The organism is Catenuloplanes atrovinosus (assembly GCF_031458235.1).
GTDB classification, from domain to species: Bacteria; Actinomycetota; Actinomycetes; order Mycobacteriales; family Micromonosporaceae; genus Catenuloplanes; species Catenuloplanes atrovinosus.
Genome location: NZ_JAVDYB010000001.1, coordinates 2,239,861 through 2,255,903 on the forward strand (window position 1 = coordinate 2,239,861; position 16,043 = coordinate 2,255,903).

Sequence of the window (16,043 nt, forward strand, 5' to 3'; positions counted from 1 at the left end):
AGTGATCACGGTTACGTAGGCGCGCGGACGATGTGGGCGCGGTCACGGCCGCGCACCTTCGTCTGTTGATCTTCCATGTTGCCGGGCGGATAACGGTGGATTAATGTGTCTCGACCCGCGACGACGGGCAGGGACCTGGGGAGACAGCATGAATCCGCTCGGAAGCACCCGAAGGGTGGCCGCGCTGGCGGCCGCCGCGACGCTGGCGATCGGCGGGCTCGCCGGCTGCGCCAAGGAGGACACCGGCGGCACCACCGCCGGCGGCGTGTCACTGGTCAAGGCGGGCGCGCTCACCACGTGCACGCACCTACCGTACGCGCCGTTCCAGGCCAAGGACGAGACCGGCAAAGTGGTCGGCTTCGATGTCGAGCTGATCGACCTGGTCGCGAAGAAGCTGGGCGTGACCCAGGAGATCGTCGATACGCCGTTCGAGGGCATCAAGTCCGGCTCCGACCTCAACGCCGGCAAGTGCGACGTGGCCGCGGCGGGCATGACCATCACCGACGAGCGCAAGCAGGTGCTGGACTTCTCCGACCCGTACTTCGACGCCACCCAGGCGCTCGCCGTGCTCACCGGCAGCTCGGTCAAGACGCTGGAGGAGCTGGCGGGCAAGCGCGTCGGCGTCCAGGGCGGCACCACCGGTGAGGAGTACATCAAGACCCAGGTCGAGCAGAAGGGCCTGAACATCGAGGTCGTCTCGTTCCGGGACCTCGCGGCGCAGCAGCAGGCGCTCGCCACCAACCAGGTCGAGGCGGCCGTCAACGACCTGCCGGTGTGGAACGAGTACATCAAGAACAACCCGGGCAAGGTCGTCGTCGCGGCCGGCTTCGACACCGGCGAGCAGTACGGCTTCGCGGTCAAGAAGGGCAACGCGGCGCTGCTCCAGGCCGTCAACGAGTCGCTGGCCGCGGCGCGCAGCGACGGCACGTACGACAGGATCTACGCGACCTGGATCGGCGCCAAGCCGGCCAGCTGACACACCACCGATGAAGCTCACCCGACGCCGGCGGCAACGGCTCGCCCGTACCGCCGGCTATCTCGTCTTCGCTCTGATCATCCTGGCCGTGGTGGCCGCCGCGGACTGGGCCACGCTGTCCGAGGCGTTCTTCCGGCTCGACGTCGCCCGGAGCATGTTCCCCGAGGCGATCACGGTCGCGCTGCGCAACACCGTCCTCTACACGCTGCTGGCGTTCGCGTTCGGGTTGATCCTGGGCCTGGTCCTGGCGCTCATGCGGCTGTCGTCGGTCCTGCCGTACCGCTGGTTCGCCACCGCCTACATCGAGCTGTTCCGCGGCCTGCCCGCGCTGCTGGTGCTGTTCATGGTCGGGTACGGCGTGCCGCTGGCCTTCCCGGACCGGGAGATCCCGGGCGGCGTCTACGGCTCCGTCACGCTCGGCCTCGGCCTGACCGCCGCGGCGTACATGGCGGAGACGCTGCGGGCCGGCATCCAGGCCGTGCCCAAGGGGCAGCTGGAGGCCGCGCGCACGCTCGGGATGTCGCACACCCGGGCGATGATCTCGATCATCCTGCCGCAGGCGTTCCGGATCGTCATCCCGCCGCTGACCAACGAGATCATCCTGCTGACCAAGGACACCTCGCTGGTGTACGTGCTCGGCGTGACCTCGACCACGATCGAGCTGACCAAGTTCGCCGGCGACGCGCTCAACACGCGCGTCAACCCGACGCCGCTGGTCGTGGCCGGCCTGCTCTACCTGCTGATCACGCTGCCGCTGTCGCAGCTGGTCCGTGCGCTGGAGCGCCGCGCCGCGAGGGAGAGGTGACCGCCATGTCCACCATCGAGATCAGCGGGCTGCACAAGTCGTTCGGCAAGCTGCCGGTGCTGCGCGGGATCGATCTCACGGTCGACCCGGGCGAGGTCGTCTGCGTGATCGGGCCGTCCGGCTCCGGCAAGTCCACGCTGCTGCGCTGCGTCAACCTGCTGGAGACGCCGACGTCCGGCACCATCCGGGTCGGCGGCGTCGAGGTCACCGACCCGGACTGCGACATCGACGCGGTCCGCCGCCGGATCGGCATGGTGTTCCAGCAGTTCAACCTGTTCGGCCACCTGACCGTGCGGGAGAACGTCACGATCGCCCAGCGCCGGGTGCTCAAGCGCTCGCGCGCGGAGGCGGACCGGATCGCGGGCCTCAACCTGGAGCGGGTCGGCCTGGCGGACAAGGCGGGGTCGTACCCGGCGCAGTTGTCCGGCGGTCAGCAGCAGCGCGTGGCGATCGCCCGTGCACTGGCCATGGACCCGCAGCTGATGCTCTTCGACGAGCCGACGTCCGCGCTCGACCCGGAGCTGGTCGGTGAGGTGCTCGCGGTCATGCGCGGGCTGGCCGCGGAGGGCATGACCATGCTGGTGGTCACGCACGAGATGGCGTTCGCCCGGGAGGTCGCGTCCCGGGTGGTCTTCATGGACGGCGGCGTCGTGGTCGAGCAGGGGCCGCCGGCCGACGTCTTCGGCAGCCCGCGCGAGGAGCGCACCCGGACGTTCCTGCACCGCGTGCTGGAGCCCACCCGGGTCAGCGAGACCGAGATCGGCGCGCACCTGACCGAGTGACCGATGTGGAACGGCAGGGCCTGCCCGGCGACCGCCGGGCAGGCCCGTTCCGCATCAGGAGAAGTTGATCGGGACGCCGGCGGCCTTGCAGGCGGCGTCGAAGTCGGAGGCGGCCTTCTGGAACTCGGGCGTCTCCGAGGCGGTCGCCGGGTCGGCCGCGGCCAGTGCCTTGGAGTTCTCCGCCACGTACGCCTGCGCGGCCTTCGCCACCGCGCTGTCGCCGCCCTGCGCGATCGCCAGGCCCTCGCCCATGGTCGCCATGGCCGCCTTGATCTCGGCCTCGCCGGGCATCGTCCCGGACGCGATCGCCTTCTGCACCTGGTCCTGGAACGCCTTCGCGCCCGTGACCGCGGCCTCGCAGATCTCCTTGTCGGAGGCGGCGGTCGTGGCCGGAGCCTCGGACGCGGCCGGCGCGGCCGTGGTGGCCGCGGTGGTGGCCGACGCCGCCGGCGCGGCGGTGTCGGTGGTGGTCGAGTTGTCGCCGCCGCACGCGGACAGCATCAGCAGGGAGGTACAGAAAACGGTAGACGCCACCAGGCGAATGTTTCTCACGGCGGCGGATGGTAGTGGATCAACTACGTGATGATCAAACCATGAGCCGGTTGTTCACCCGCACCGATAGGTGTGGAGGGTGACCGAGTTGGATCCGAGCCGGCTGGCCGCCATGGTCCGCGACAGGGCCGGCCATCTACCTGAAACTGCTGCGGAATCCGGTGATGCGCGACCTCGCTCCGCTGCGGACGGCGCACCGCCTGCGGGTGCTGCATCTGGCCAGTTGCCCGCTGATCCGCGATCTCGGGCCGCTGCGCGACACCGGCGTGACGGACCTGCGCATGTACCTGATGAGCTCCCGCCTGGAGACGCTGGCGGGTGCGCCCGTGACCCGCCTGGCGATCCGGGACCGCAGCCCGGTGGCCGACCTGTCCCCGATCTGCCGCTGACCCGGCTCAGTTGTCGAACAGGCGCAGCGCGCTGAGCCAGATGGCCCACGGGTTCACCCGGTCCGGATAGCGCGTTTTCAGCGCGTGGAAGAACCCGGTGGCGTCGGTGGCGTGGTCGAGGACGCCGGCCGCGGCGTCGAGGTAGCGGCGGGTCTCGTCGATGTCGGCGGGGGAGTCCGGGCGGCCGGGGTCCTTGTGGCTCGCCACGACCACGCTCGGGGAGAGCGCGGCGACCGTGTCGAGGGCGCGGTGCCAGGCGGCCAGGCCGCCGTCCCGGCCCTCGCCGACGTACTGGTGCATGTTGTTGTAGACGACGTCGCCGGCGACGACCAGGCCGAGGCCGGGCACGTGCAGCACGCTGGTGTCGTCGGTGTCCGAGTGCCCGGTCTCGACCGCGAACAGCTCGTGCCCGTCGAGCGTGAGCCCGCCGGCCGGGAAGACCGTGCCGTGCACGGTGACGGGCGGCTCGGGCAGCGCGTCGCCGAAGAAACCGGTGTAGCGGTTGGAGATCTGTCCGCCCGGCGTCTCCCGGGCGATGCGCCGGAGCACCGCGTCCGTGGCGACGACGGTCGCGTCCGGGAAGCGATCGAGGATGCGGTTCGTGGTCAGGAAGTGGTCGAAGTGCGCGTGGGTGAGGTGGATGTAGCGCAGCGGCACGTGGCGCCCCTCGATCCACTCGATGAGCGTGTCCGCCTGCGCGCTCGTGATCGGCGGGTCGGTCAGCAGCGCCTCGGACTCGCCGTAGATCAGCGTGTGCGAGAGCGGCGACCACCGCGACGGGCCGCCGTCCGGCGGCGGCGGGCTGGCGGCGGGCGCCATGCCGGAGACGAACACCTCGTAGTGCAGCTCGGTCATGACATAACCTTAGCACTTACGACTATGTCGTTACAGCTGGGTGGTCGGCGTCAGCCGCAGGGCTTGTCGCCGGGTATGTGCGTATGCTTATGTCATGGAAGCTGATCGCCGGGAGAGTCGCTTCCGGGTCGCGGTGGCGCCCGGGGAGCTGTGGCTCGTGCAGGACCTGCTCAACACCGCCGGCATCCGCAAGCCCCGCGAGAACGTGCCCGACCTGCTGGACGCGCCGGACACGGCCGCGCGCTGGCTGAGCCGGCACGGCATCGGCGGCGACAGTCCCGGCGTCAGCGCGCTGCAACGGCTGCGCGACACCGTCCGCCAGGCGCTCATCGCCCGCGACCACGACTCGGGCGCCGCGCCGGCCCGGCCGGTCGAGGCGGCCCCGCGCATGCGGCTGGACGCGGACGGCACCGTCCGGTTCGTGCCCGGCGCCGCGGCGATTCCCGCGCTGGTCGAGCGGGTGCTGATCGCGATCTACGACGCCCAGCGCGACGGCACGTGGCGCCGGCTCAAGGTCTGCCGCAACCCACAGTGCCTGGTCGCCTTCTGGGACGCCTCCCGCAACACCAGCGGCGCCTGGCACGACGTCCGCACCTGCGGCAACGCCGAGAACCTGCGCCGCTCCCGCGCCCGCCGCGCCGCCGGTGGGCATCGCGCGGAGGGTGCGGCGCCGCTAGAGCAGCCCGGCCAGCCGGTACAGGACGAGTGAACCGGCGACCGCGACGTTGAGGCTCGAACCCGTGCCGATCATGGGGATCTCGACCGCGCCGTCGAGGAGGCCGAGGGCTTCCGGCGGGATGCCGGTGGCCTCATGCCCGAGGACCATGATGGTGCGGCGGCGGGCGGGCGGCAGGTCGGCGAGCCGGATCGCCTCGTCGGCCAGTTCCACGCCGAGTACGGCGGCTCCGGCGCGGCGTTCGTCGGCGAGCCATCGCAGGGGGCTGCCGACGCGGTGTACGCAGGCGGGCTGCCGCAGTGTGTTGCCGCGGGCGAGGGCGCCCTCGACCCAGGGGAACGGCGGCACGGCCAGGCAGGCGCCGACCGCGTCGCAGGTGCGCAGCAGCGTGCCGAGGTTGGCGCCGTGCATCGGCCACAGCGGGGCGGCGACCAGGTGGCCCCAGCATCGGTGCCGGCGTGGGCGGCGGGCGGACCTGATCTCCCGGGGCGTCCTGGCCCGGATTGCGGACGTCACCGTACGGGAGCGAAGGGGCTCCGGGGTGTGAAGGTCATGTGTGGCGTGCTTCGCGGCGCACGCGGGCCATCGACGAGTGAGCGCACAGCATAGCGCACCGGTCGGCCGTGAACGGTTCCGATCGGGCGTGAACGGTCCGTTCAGGCGGGCGACCGGCCTCTATAGAGTCGGGTCGATGCCGCCGGGAGGATGGATCGTCATGAGGCGTAGGCGCGTGTCCGCCGCTGCTGCCGTGGGCCTGCTGGTGTGCGGCCTGATCACGCCGGTGCGCGCGGCGTCCGCGGCGGCCGCGGTTCCGGCGGTCGAGATCGCGGTGAACGCGGCCGACATCGCGGCCGGCAACGTGAACGGGCTGACCTTCAAGGGCTTCGGCGTGCTGACCGCGAACAGCACGAGCGCGCTGCTGCTGGACTACAAGGCGCAGCATCCGGAGAGCTACGCGCGGCTGCTGCGGGTGCTGTTCGGCGGCGAGCGCCCGATCATGACGCACGTCAAGATCGAGATGGGGAACGACCGCAACAACTCGACCGGGCCGGACCCGGCGACCAAGCGCTGGGCGACCGAACCGGCCAACGTGGCGCGGGCGCCGGGCTTCCAGCTGGCCGCGGACGCCAAGCGGGTCAACCCGGGCCTCAGGGTGAGCATCCTGCGGTGGAACGCGCCGGCCTGGGCGGACACCAACGACGAGATCTACACCTGGTACAAGGAGACGATCCTCGCGGCGTACCGCACGTACGGTTTCATGGTCGACTACGTGAACCCGGGCGTGAACGAGGCACCGGCCGACCTGACGTGGACGAAGACGTACGCCGAACTGGTGCGCACCGACACCACCGGCTTCCGGCCGGGGGAGGCGGACGCGTACCGCCGGATCAAGGTCGTCATCTCGGACGAGGCCGGCATCGGCGGTTTCGGGTCGGCGATGATCGCGGACGCGAGCCTGCGCGAGGCGGTGGCCGTGGCCGGCTACCACTACAACACGGACGACGACGCCGGCGGCAACTTCACCCGGCTCGCCGAGACGTACGACAAGGAGGTCTGGAACAGCGAGGCGCAGGCCACGTTCAGCAACTCGCGGTTCCGGCCGAACAACAACACGCCCGACCCCACCGTGCCCGGCACCGGCCTCGGCGGGTCCGGCAGCGCGCTGGAGATGGCCAACACCGTGGTCAAGGGCTTCGTGCGGTCGCGGCGGACGCACTTCGTCTACCAGCCCGCGATCGGCTCGTTCTACGAGGGCGGCCAGTACTCGTTCAAGGAACTCGTCTCGGCGCGCGACCCGTGGTCGGGGTTCATGCACTACGACGCCGGTCTCGCGGTGCTGCAGCACTTCACCGGCTTCGCGGAGGCCGGCTGGGAGAACGCGGACAACACCGCCGGCATCTGGCGGATCGTGCCGCGGGCCAGCGCGTCCACCGCCACCGGCACCAACCCCGTGGTCGGCCGCAACGGGCTGCCGAACTACCTGACCATGGCGGCGCCGGACGCGAGCGACTTCTCCACCGTGATCGTCAACGACTCGGAGTACCCGCGGACGTACCGGATCACGCCCTCCGGCTTCCCGGTGAGCAGGCTCGCGTCCTGGGAGACCAGGGCCGCGGACCCGGGCCAGGCCTACGACGCCGACTACAAGCGGCACGCCGGCGACCTGCGCCCGGACGCGGCCGGCGGGTACACGGTGGAGGTCAAGCCGTACTCCGTCGTCAGCGTCACCTCGCTGGACGTCACCCGCGACCCGCAGTGGACGGCACCGCTGCCCGCGGACGGCGCGCGCCCGGTGCTGGACGCCGACCCGGCGCGCGGCGTGCTCTGGGCGGACGGGTTCGACTACCGCGGCAAGACCGTGCCGGTGATCGGCCCGGGCGGCGCCGTCACGCCCGGGCGCACCGACTTCCTCGCCACCCGTGGCGGCGACGCGCTCTACACCTGGGACCGCAACGGCGCGTTCGAGGCGGTGCGCACCGGCGACCGCGAGCACGTGCTGCGCCAGCAGATCGACCGCGCCACGACCGGCGTCGGCCGCGCCTGGAACAACGCCGACCCGATCACCGGCGTCGGCGACCCGCGGTGGACGGATTACCAGGCCCGGGTGGACGTGCGGTTCGAGCGCGCACCGGCGGCGGACAACTACGCCGCGATCGGGGCGCGCTCGACCGGCGGCGGCGCCTCGCACGGCCTGCACGGCACGCCGTACGCGCTGTGGCTCGGCTCCACCGGCACCTGGGAGTTCCGCCGGCTGGGCAGCACGATCTCCAGCGGTACGCTGGCCGGCTTCGACCCGGCGGCGTGGCACCGGCTGACGATCCGGGTGACCGGGGACCTGGTCACCGGGTTCGTGGACGGGCGCGCCGTGTTCGGCTGGCGCGATGACGCGCCGTTCCGCTCCGGGCGCGTCGACCTCGCCAGCGGCTTCCACCACACCCAGTTCGACGATCTCACCATCGAGCGGGTACGCGGTCACCGTCCCTATTACGCCGCGCTGCTCGACAACCTGCAGTTCGGCCCGGCGCTGGTCTACGGCGGCGACTGGCGGCACGCGAACGGCCGCGGCATGTACGAGTACCACCGCTCCGCGTCGACCAGCCAGGGCCCCGGGGCCACGCTCACCTACACGACGGCCGGCTCCGGACTGGACGTCATCGGCCCCAACGACGGCACCGCCCGCCTCGACGTCCGCGTCGACGGCCGCCTCGTCGCCACCGACCAGCCCACCACGGCCTCCACCGACTTCCAGCAGACCTTCAGCCTCACCGGCCTGCCACCCGGCCGCCACACCATTACGCTCGAGGTGGTCGCCGGCACGCTGGTCGTTGATGCGGTGGGGGTGCGATGAGCGAGCTTGCGAGCGAATCATCGGCTCAGCGCCGGCCACACGGATACCGCGGCTGTCGGGGTGGCCGGGCATGAGCCAGCTTGCGAGGGAATCATCGGCTCAGCGCCGGCCACACGGATGCCGCGGCTCTTGGGGGTGTCAGGCATGAGCGTTTTCGTGCGGGCGCGGTTCGAGCCGCTGGCGGGGCGGCGGGACGACTTCGTGGCACTCGCGCGGGCGTTGACCGCGCGCGCCGCGGACGAGCCCGGCACGCTGACGTACCGCTGGTTCGGCCCGGACCGCGGCGGTTACCTGGTGATCGAGCAGTATGCCGATTCGGCGGCGGCCCTGGCCCACAACGCCCGCTGCGCCGACCTGCTCGCCGAGGTGCCGCGGACCGCGACCATGGTCACGGCCGAGCTCTACGGGCCGCTCGGCCATGACCTGCTCACCTGGGCATCCGCCCACCCCCAGGTGACCACCTATCCCGACCTGGCCCTCGTCCCGTCAGGATCGGCGGCGGCCGATCCTGGACCAGACGATGGCGCCGGTCAGCAGTGACAGTCCACCGGCTCCGATCAGATACCACGGCCGCCACGCGGCGTCGGCGCGGAACGCCTCCGCGATCAGGTAACCGATGAACAGCGTCTCGGCCACCACGAGCGCGACGAGCGCCCAGCGCTTACCGTCCATCCCGTCGGCTCTGTTCCGTGCCTACGTGGCGTCCGGCAGCCGGCCGACGCCGCCGAAGAGGTAGACCTCCGGTTCGCCGGAATCGGGGTCGGGGCGCCAGCGGGAGCACGTCACGACGCCGGGGTCCAGCAGGTCGAGGCCGTCGAAGAAGCGCTCCAGCTCCACCTTGGTCCGGGCGCGGATCGGGGTGCCGCCGCGCTCGGTGGTCTCGCGCATCACGCGCAGCATCGGCTCGCCGTGGATCTCCGCGGTGGAGTGGGTGAGGACCAGGTAGCTGCCGGCGGGCATCGCCTGCACCAGCCGCGCCACGGAGCCGTACGCCACGTCGTCGTCCATCAGGTGGTTGACCACGCCGAGCAGCATGAGCCCGATCGGCTGGGAGAGGTCCAGCGTCTCCCGCGCCGCCGACAGGATCGTCTCCGGCTCGCGCAGGTCCGCCTCGACGTAGTGGCAGGAGCCCTCCGGCGTGCTGGCCAGCAGCGCCCGCGCGTGGGCCATGACGAGCGGGTCGTTGTCGATGTAGAGCACCCGGCAGCGCGGGTCCAGCGACTGCGCGACCTCGTGCGTGTTGTCCGCCGACGGGAGCCCGGTGCCGACGTCGAGGAACTGACGGATGCCGGCCTCCTCGACGAGGAATCTGACCACTCGCTTCAGGAACGCGCGCTCCGCCTTCGCCCCGATCGGAATGTCCGGGATGTGCGCGATGACCTCGTCACCAGCGGCTCGGTCGGCCTCGAAGTTGTCCTTGCCGCCGAGCCAGTAGTTCCAGATCCGCGCCGAGTGCGGAACCGTGGTGTCCAGTTTGGAGTCCTCGGGAAACTCCCAATCCTCGGTCATGAAGACATTCTTCCGCCTCGACGGCCCGGTTCCGCAAGGGGGCCGGGGTCAGCGGAGGCCGGGTGGGCGGGCCGCCCGGCCTGACGAAGACGGCTCGTCGGACGCCATGCCTCATCATCGGCCGTTGCGTGCCGAGGCTGAGCAGTCGCGTACGTGGTCGCCGGCCGTCGTGCGGCCTGAGATCATGGCGGCGTGGAGTACCTCGATCTGAGCCCGTACGCGTACACCGCGTCGCCGCTGCCGATGACGTCCGTGGGCTGGCTCGGGAGCGAGCACGGGGTGCAGGGCGGGACCGGGTCGCCGCTGACGGAGGCCGAGTTGCGCACCCTGCGCGCGGCGTCGCGCAGGGTGTGCAACGTCATGCTGGGCTTCCACCCGTGCGAGTTCTGCGAGGCCGTCGAGGGCAACGGCGAGTACCGGTACTACCTGCCCGGCGGCCGCACCTTCGCGGCGCCGGCGATGATCGTGCACTACGCCGAGCGGCACGGCTACCGGCCGCCCCGCGAGTTCCTCGACGGGCTGCCCGAGGCGGTACGGCCCGCCTGGGACGGCCGGGCCGAGTCCCTCCGCGAGGTGCTCCTCGACGGCGCCGCCGGCCTCGAGTGGCGCGCCGAGGCCGCGGTCGACCTGGCACAGTGGAACGACCGGCGGGCGTTCGACGCGCTGCGGCAGGCCGTGGCCGATGCGGAGCTGGCCGATTGCGCGGGCGACGAGATCGGCCGGTCGCTGGCCGCCTTCGCCGGCCGGGACTACGCGGCCGGCCTCGACCGGGACGGCCTGCCCCCGTCGGTCCGGTTCGGGGTGGCGGACGCGGCCAGGAACGACGCGCTCACCCTGGTGCGCCGGAGGGGATAGGCCGCCGGTCGGTCGGGATCTTCATGTCGCCACGCATCACCGACCGGATGTGGTCGCCGGCCAGCAGGGCGTGCGGTTGGCCGGGATCGACCGCGCTGACCTGGTCGAGGCGGGACAGCTGCGCGGCGGTGAGGTCGACGGCCAGCGCGGCCAGGTTGTCCTCCAGCTGCGCGGGCGTGCGCGCGCCGACGACCGGCGCGGTCACGTCCGGGTTCCGCAACACCCAGGCGAGCCCGGCCTGCGCGGGCGTGCAGCCCAGCTCCGCCGCGACCTCTTTCAGGACGTCCGCCACGTCGAGGTTGCGTGCCGTGACGGTGCCGAGCGCGGCGGCGTTGAAGGCCTTGCGGGTGCCGTCACCGGGCGTCACGCCGGCCAGGTCGGCGCGATCGTACCGGCCGGCCAGCACGCCGCCGGCCAGCGGGGAGTAGGGGACCACGCCCAGGCCCAGCTCGCGGGCCATCGGGATCAGGTCCCGTTCGGCCGTACGCTCGACGAGGTTGTATTCGAGCTGCACCGCGGCCAGGGGCGACCAGCCCCGCAGGTCGGCGATCGTCTGCATGCGCGCGATCTGCCAGGCCGGCGTGTTGGAGATCGCCACGTGCAGCACCCGGCCCTGCCGGACCAGGTCGTCCAGGCCGCGCAGGATCTCCTCGACCGGGGTGGTGAAGTCCCACACGTGCAGGTAGAGCAGGTCGAGGTAGTCCGTGCCGAGCCGTTCGAGGCTGGTCCGCACGGACGCGGCCAGGTTCTTCCGGGAGCCGCCGGTGGAGTTCGGGTCGCCGGGCCGGCGCAGCGTGCTGTACTTGGTGGCCAGCACCAGGCTCTCCCGCCGGCCGCGGATGAACTCGCCGAGCAGGCTCTCCGAGCTGCCGTAACCCACCGCGGTGTCGATGAAGTTGCCACCGAGCTCGACGTAGCGGTCGAACAGCCGGCGGGCGTCGTCCTTGCCGGCTCCCCAGCCGGTCTCGGTGCCGAACGTGGCCGTGCCCAGCGCCAGCGGGGAGACCCGCAGACCGGACCGGCCCAGCAGGCGGTAGCTGTCGAGAGTGAGCGGCATCGTGTTTCTCCTGTACTCGTACCGGGTCGTCCGCTGAAGTCTGCGAGCGCCGTGAGCCAGGGGTAAGGGAGGAGACTTCCTGGGAAGGCCGATCCCACCCCCGCGTTACCATCGGCCTCGATGAGCGACACCCTTGACACCAGCCGCGAGCTGGGCGCGTTCCTGCGCAGCCGGCGGGAGCGCCTCGACCCGCGCGACGCCGGGCTCCCGGAGCGGCGCCGGTCCCGCCGGACGCCGGGGCTGCGCCGCGAGGAGGTCGCCGAGCTGGCCGGGATCAGCATCGACTACGTCGTACGGCTGGAGCAGGCTCGCGGTCTGCGGCCCTCCGCGGAGGTGCTGGAGGCGCTGTCCCGGGCGCTGCGGCTGGCCCCGGACGAGCGCGCCTACCTGTTCGACCTGGCCCGCCACCGGTCCCGGCCCGCGGGCGAGCCCGCCACCGCCGCCGCGCCGCCGCTGGCCCGGCTGGTGGCCGACCTGTCGCCGCTGCCGGCCATGGTGATCAACCACCGCTTCGACATCCTGACCTGGAACCCGGAGATGGCGCGCCTCCAGCTCGACTTCGACACCCGGCTGCCGCCCGCCCGGCACAACTCCGCGTGGCTGTGCCTGATGCGCCCGGAGATGCGCGACTACTACCTCGACCGCGACCGTGTCGTGCACGAGGCCGTCGCCCACGTGCGCGCCGCCTGGGCCGCGCACCCGGAGGACCGCGCGCTGGCCGGCCTGATCGCCGAGTTCAGCACGGACGAGCAGTTCGCGCGGGTGTGGGCCCAGGGCGAGGTGCGGTCGAACGGCCGCGGCAGCAAGGCGGTACGGCATCCCGGCGCCGGCACGTTCGCGGTGGACTTCGAGACGCTCACCCCGCTCGGCGACCGTGACCAGCGCCTGGTGATCTGCCGCCCCGCCGACGACGACAGCCGCGCGGCGCTGCACCGCCTCACCGCGAGCCCGGCCGGGTAGCCGCGGTTCGCTACCGGTCGTTGCCGGCGCGCAGCCAGTCGACGTAGTCGGCCGCGGCGGCCGCGGTGTCGTACCGCGGCTGGAAGCCGGTGTCCTCGCGCAGCCGGGTGATGTCGAGCCAGCGCTGCGGGCGCGGGCCGGCCGAGGGGAGTTCGGCGCGGAAGCCGGGCTCGACGGAGCGCAGCGCGGCGATCACGTCCGCGTTGCTGGTGGCGTGCCCGGAGGCGACGTTGTACGTCGAGTGGCGCAGCTCGTCGGTGAGTTGCAGCAGGGCCAGCGCGCGGCCGGTGTCCCGGACGTAGAGCAGGTCGAGCGCGTCCTCCGCGTGCGGCGGCGCCAGCAGGCCGGACAGGTGGGGCTCGGTGCGCCGGGCCGCCGCGTGGGCGAGGGACGGCGCCGCGAAGAACGGGTCGGGCAGGTGGCCGCCGGGTCCCCAGGTCCCGGAGATGCGCGCGTTGACCACCTCCACGCCGGTCACGGCCGACAGGTGGCCGCCCAGCAGCTCGAAGATCTTCTTGAACGTCGGGATCACGTGCGTGTACCCGAGCCAGAGCGGCAGGTCCTCGGTGAGCGCGCCGGTGCCGTCGAAGCCGTAGACACCGATGGTGCTCGCGCTCACGACGCGGCGTACGCCCCAGGCCCGCGCCGCGCGGGTGATGTTGAGGAACGCCTCGACGGCGCGGCCGGTGTCGCCGATCGGGTCGTCGCCGGTGACCGGCCACGGCAGCGCGACGGCGAGGTGGACCACGCCGGTGATCGGGTGCTTGTGGCCCACGGCGAGCAGCGCGTCGAGGTCGGCGACGTCCGCCTGCACCACGTGCACGGGCAGGTCGGCCAGGTGTGCGGGGACCTCCGGGGTGCGGCGCTGGAGCAGCACGCACTCCTCACCGGCCTCGGTGAGCGCGCGGACGGTGTGCGAGCCGATGAAGCCGGCTCCGCCGGTCACGAGGATCATGGCAATCTCCAGTCGTGGCGCTGATCGTCAGTAGTGCTGACAATCAGCCTACGCATAAGATGGCCGGCATGTCCACCGACCCGCACGACGTCCTCAACTACCTGCTCAAACACGCGACCATGCGGCTCGCCGCGCTGACCGACACGGCGTTGGCCCCGCTCGGCATCGACGGCAAGGACTTCGGGGCGCTGCGCGTGCTGGCCGGCGGCGAGCCGGCGTCCCAGCTGCAGGTGGCGCAGCGGCTCGGCATCGACCGCACCACGATGGTGGCGCTGCTGGACGAGTTGGAGCGGAAGGGCATCGTGGTGCGGCGGCCGGACCCGGAGGACCGACGGCGCAACATCGTCGCGCTCACCGAGCAGGGGCGGCGGACGTTCGAGGCGGCGCGGGCGGCACACGCCGAGGCCGAGAGCGCGTTCCTCGCCGCGGTCGGGCCGGGCGCCGCGGACGAGCTGCGCCGCACGCTGAGAGCCCTGGTGTCGCCCTGATGCTGTGGCGGGTGCTGACCGGCGTCGACGCGCTCGTGATCGCGGTGTTCGCGGTGGTCGCGACGCTCGATCCGTCCCACGTGCTGGAGTCGGAGGGCCTGGACGTGCTCAACTTCCAGGGCCTGCTGCCGTCCGTGCTCGTCCTGGCCGTGCGCGGTGGCGTGCTGGCCGCCGAGAGCCACCTGCTGCGCACCGCCGGGCCGAGGCCGGTGCTGATCGCCCGCGCCGCCTCCGCGATCGGCGCCTTCTACACCGGCCGGTGGCTGGCCGTCCAGACGTACAGCCGATGGCAGGATTTCCTGCTCGGTGCCGTGCTCGGATACGCGCTGGTCGGGCTCGCCGCCATCGGCGTGGCGCTGCTGGTGCACGTGTCGAGGCGGCGCCCGCCCACGCGGCCCGCCGCCCCGGCGCGGGAGTCCGCCGGCCGCGGCGCGATCGCGCGCGAGACCGTGTTCGGCCTGATCGGCGTCTTCACCGGCGTCGCCGGGCTGCTGGCCGGCGTCGCCGACCCGCGGCGCCTGGCCGTCGCGGTGGCCGCGGGCGCCGCCGCCACCGCCGTCGTCATGCTGTTCCCCCGCCGCCCGGGATGAGGCCGGAGATGACGACGTCAGCGCTGGGTAGAGTGGCGCCATGACCAGCCGGATGGAGTCCGCCGCCGCCACCCGCCGCGCCCTGCTGGAGGCGGCGGACGCGCTGCTCGACCTCGGCGGCCCGGAGGCGGTCACGCTGCGCGAGGTCGGCGCGCGCGCCGGCATGACGCGGGGCGCGCCCTACCGGCACTTCGCGGACAAGGAGACGCTGCTCATCGCGGTCGGCGCGCGGGCGTGGCAGGACATCGAGGAGCGGGCGCGGGCGCTGGCCGCCGACCCGGCCCTGACCCCGGCCGAGCGGCTCCGCGCGAACCTCGCCGCGGTCGTCGACATCGCCCGCACGCGGCCGTACCTCTACGAGCTGATGTTCAGCCGGCCGGCCGGCGACCCGGAGGCGCTGGTCCGCGCGGCACGGGGCAGCAACGAGGTGTTCGTCGAGACCGTCGCGGCCCTGGTGGGGGAGCGCGACGCCCGGCGGTACGGCGCGCTGCTGATGGCCGGCGTGGACGGCATCGCCAACCTGGAGGCCGGCGGCCAGCTCGACGGCGAGAAGTGGGGCACCTCCGCGGACGAGCTGATCGACACGCTGGTCGCGATGGTCGCCCGGCATGGTGCGAACGGATAGCTGCGCGGGAGCGGAAACCGGAGGAAGGTGTGCGCAACGCGCGTCACCCTCCTGAGAGGACCTCCGCCATGAGCTTCCCTCCGATACCCGGCCGCGGCGCCGGAGCGCGGCCCGTGCCCGCGACCCGCGGCCTCGTCCTCGGCCCGGACGAGGGCGACCCGTACCACTGGCTCGGCACGCTCAGCATCACCAAGATCCTCGGTTCCAGCACCACCGGCAACCTCGACGTGGTCGACCATCGGGTGCCGCCGGGCTTCGCGGCGCGGTGGCACGTGCACCGGGACGCCGACGAGGTGTTCTACCTGATCGACGGCGACCTCGAGGTCCGGTGCGGGGGCGACGCGTGGCGGGCCGGGCGCGACTCGCTGGTGTTCCTGCCGCGCGGCGTACCGCACGGGTTCGTGAACTCGACGGACGGTCCGGCCCGAATCCTGATCTTCTGCGCGCCGGCGGGCTTCGGCGACCTGATCGTGGCGCTCGGGGAGGAGGCGCCGCAGCTGGACCTGCCGCCGGCGGACGCGCCCGTGCCGCCACCGGACCGGATCGCCGCGGTGGCGGCGGCGCACGGCATCTGCCGCACGCAAGAACCGGAATCGACCAAGATCTCTTGACAGCGGGCC

General features: G+C 72.6%; 20 protein-coding genes. 13 read left to right on the forward strand and 7 right to left on the reverse strand.

The window, feature by feature from the left end:
• Positions 1–148: 148 nt before the first annotated feature.
• From J2S41_RS09950 to J2S41_RS09960, 3 genes are read left to right on the forward strand one after another with little or no spacing between them, the layout of a single operon-like run.
• Positions 149–976 carry a basic amino acid ABC transporter substrate-binding protein gene (locus J2S41_RS09950; protein WP_310365889.1) on the forward strand — a complete coding sequence of 276 codons (828 nt, stop codon included), beginning with the start codon at positions 149–151 and terminating at the stop codon, positions 974–976.
• A gap of 10 nt (positions 977–986) precedes the next feature.
• Positions 987–1,781 carry an amino acid ABC transporter permease gene (locus tag J2S41_RS09955; RefSeq protein WP_310365891.1) on the forward strand — a complete coding sequence of 265 codons (795 nt, stop codon included), beginning with the start codon at positions 987–989 and terminating at the stop codon, positions 1,779–1,781.
• A gap of 5 nt (positions 1,782–1,786) precedes the next feature.
• On the forward strand, positions 1,787–2,563 hold the full coding sequence (locus J2S41_RS09960; RefSeq protein WP_310365893.1) for an amino acid ABC transporter ATP-binding protein: 777 nt from the start codon (positions 1,787–1,789) through the stop codon (positions 2,561–2,563).
• 54 nt (positions 2,564–2,617) lie between these two features.
• Here the strand turns inward: J2S41_RS09960 and J2S41_RS09965 are convergent, their stop codons facing one another.
• Entirely contained in the window at positions 2,618–3,115 is a 498-nt protein-coding gene (locus J2S41_RS09965; RefSeq protein ID WP_310365895.1) for a hypothetical protein, read from the reverse strand.
• Between the two features lie 164 nt (positions 3,116–3,279).
• Between J2S41_RS09965 and J2S41_RS09970 the strand changes: the two genes are divergently transcribed.
• Positions 3,280–3,504, forward strand: a complete 225-nt coding sequence (locus tag J2S41_RS09970) for a hypothetical protein (RefSeq protein WP_310365897.1) — start codon at positions 3,280–3,282, stop codon at positions 3,502–3,504.
• A 6-nt stretch (positions 3,505–3,510) separates the two neighbouring features.
• Here J2S41_RS09970 and J2S41_RS09975 read toward each other — a convergent pair whose 3' ends face one another.
• Positions 3,511–4,359, reverse strand: coding sequence for an MBL fold metallo-hydrolase (locus J2S41_RS09975; protein WP_310365900.1), 849 nt, complete (start codon positions 4,357–4,359; stop codon positions 3,511–3,513).
• 94 nt (positions 4,360–4,453) lie between these two features.
• On the opposite strand from J2S41_RS09975, the gene J2S41_RS09980 reads away from it, so the two are divergent.
• Positions 4,454–5,068 carry a CGNR zinc finger domain-containing protein gene (locus tag J2S41_RS09980; protein ID WP_310365903.1) on the forward strand — a complete coding sequence of 205 codons (615 nt, stop codon included), beginning with the start codon at positions 4,454–4,456 and terminating at the stop codon, positions 5,066–5,068.
• Here J2S41_RS09980 and J2S41_RS09985 read toward each other — a convergent pair.
• On the reverse strand, positions 5,033–5,551 hold the full coding sequence (locus J2S41_RS09985) for a TrmH family RNA methyltransferase (RefSeq protein WP_310365904.1): 519 nt from the start codon (positions 5,549–5,551) through the stop codon (positions 5,033–5,035). The genes J2S41_RS09980 and J2S41_RS09985 overlap by 36 nt on opposite strands.
• A gap of 199 nt (positions 5,552–5,750) precedes the next feature.
• Between J2S41_RS09985 and J2S41_RS09990 the strand changes: the two genes are divergently transcribed.
• Positions 5,751–8,384 (forward strand): sugar-binding protein, encoded by a 2,634-nt coding sequence (locus tag J2S41_RS09990; protein WP_310365906.1) that lies wholly within the window; start codon positions 5,751–5,753, stop codon positions 8,382–8,384.
• 144 nt (positions 8,385–8,528) lie between these two features.
• On the forward strand, positions 8,529–8,924 hold the full coding sequence (locus J2S41_RS09995; protein WP_310365907.1) for an antibiotic biosynthesis monooxygenase family protein: 396 nt from the start codon (positions 8,529–8,531) through the stop codon (positions 8,922–8,924).
• Here the strand turns inward: J2S41_RS09995 and J2S41_RS10000 are convergent.
• A complete protein-coding gene (locus J2S41_RS10000; protein WP_310365908.1) occupies positions 8,871–9,056 on the reverse strand; it encodes a hypothetical protein in 186 nt (61 codons plus the stop codon). The two genes, J2S41_RS09995 and J2S41_RS10000, sit on opposite strands and share 54 nt — an antisense overlap.
• Before the next feature lie 21 nt (positions 9,057–9,077).
• Positions 9,078–9,893, reverse strand: a complete 816-nt coding sequence (locus J2S41_RS10005) for an SAM-dependent methyltransferase (protein ID WP_310365910.1) — start codon at positions 9,891–9,893, stop codon at positions 9,078–9,080.
• Positions 9,894–10,085: 192 nt separating this feature from the next.
• Here J2S41_RS10005 and J2S41_RS10010 point away from each other — a divergent pair, with 192 nt between their 5' ends.
• Positions 10,086–10,748 carry a DUF7919 family protein gene (locus tag J2S41_RS10010; RefSeq protein ID WP_310365913.1) on the forward strand — a complete coding sequence of 221 codons (663 nt, stop codon included), beginning with the start codon at positions 10,086–10,088 and terminating at the stop codon, positions 10,746–10,748.
• On the opposite strand, the gene J2S41_RS10015 is transcribed toward J2S41_RS10010, so the two are convergent.
• Positions 10,723–11,805 carry an aldo/keto reductase gene (locus J2S41_RS10015; protein WP_310365914.1) on the reverse strand — a complete coding sequence of 361 codons (1,083 nt, stop codon included), beginning with the start codon at positions 11,803–11,805 and terminating at the stop codon, positions 10,723–10,725. The genes J2S41_RS10010 and J2S41_RS10015 overlap by 26 nt on opposite strands.
• Positions 11,806–11,925: 120 nt before the next feature.
• On the opposite strand from J2S41_RS10015, the gene J2S41_RS10020 reads away from it, so the two are divergent.
• Entirely contained in the window at positions 11,926–12,765 is an 840-nt protein-coding gene (locus J2S41_RS10020) for a helix-turn-helix transcriptional regulator (protein WP_310365917.1), read from the forward strand.
• Positions 12,766–12,775: 10 nt separating this feature from the next.
• Here J2S41_RS10020 and J2S41_RS10025 read toward each other — a convergent pair whose 3' ends face one another.
• Entirely contained in the window at positions 12,776–13,720 is a 945-nt protein-coding gene (locus J2S41_RS10025; RefSeq protein WP_310365918.1) for an NAD-dependent epimerase/dehydratase family protein, read from the reverse strand.
• A 68-nt stretch (positions 13,721–13,788) separates the two neighbouring features.
• Here J2S41_RS10025 and J2S41_RS10030 point away from each other — a divergent pair, with 68 nt between their 5' ends.
• The 4 genes from J2S41_RS10030 to J2S41_RS10045 all read left to right on the forward strand — a co-directional run bounded on the left by J2S41_RS10030 (position 13,789) and on the right by J2S41_RS10045 (position 16,034).
• Complete coding sequence (locus J2S41_RS10030) at positions 13,789–14,208, forward strand: MarR family winged helix-turn-helix transcriptional regulator (RefSeq protein WP_310365922.1); 420 nt, start codon at positions 13,789–13,791, stop codon at positions 14,206–14,208.
• Positions 14,208–14,798 (forward strand): hypothetical protein, encoded by a 591-nt coding sequence (locus J2S41_RS10035; RefSeq protein ID WP_310365925.1) that lies wholly within the window; start codon positions 14,208–14,210, stop codon positions 14,796–14,798. Before J2S41_RS10030 ends, J2S41_RS10035 begins: the two co-directional genes overlap by 1 nt.
• 40 nt (positions 14,799–14,838) lie before the next feature.
• A complete protein-coding gene (locus J2S41_RS10040) occupies positions 14,839–15,423 on the forward strand; it encodes a TetR/AcrR family transcriptional regulator (RefSeq protein ID WP_310365927.1) in 585 nt (194 codons plus the stop codon).
• 113 nt (positions 15,424–15,536) lie between these two features.
• A complete protein-coding gene (locus tag J2S41_RS10045) occupies positions 15,537–16,034 on the forward strand; it encodes a cupin domain-containing protein (RefSeq protein ID WP_310365928.1) in 498 nt (165 codons plus the stop codon).
• Positions 16,035–16,043: the final 9 nt, after the last annotated feature.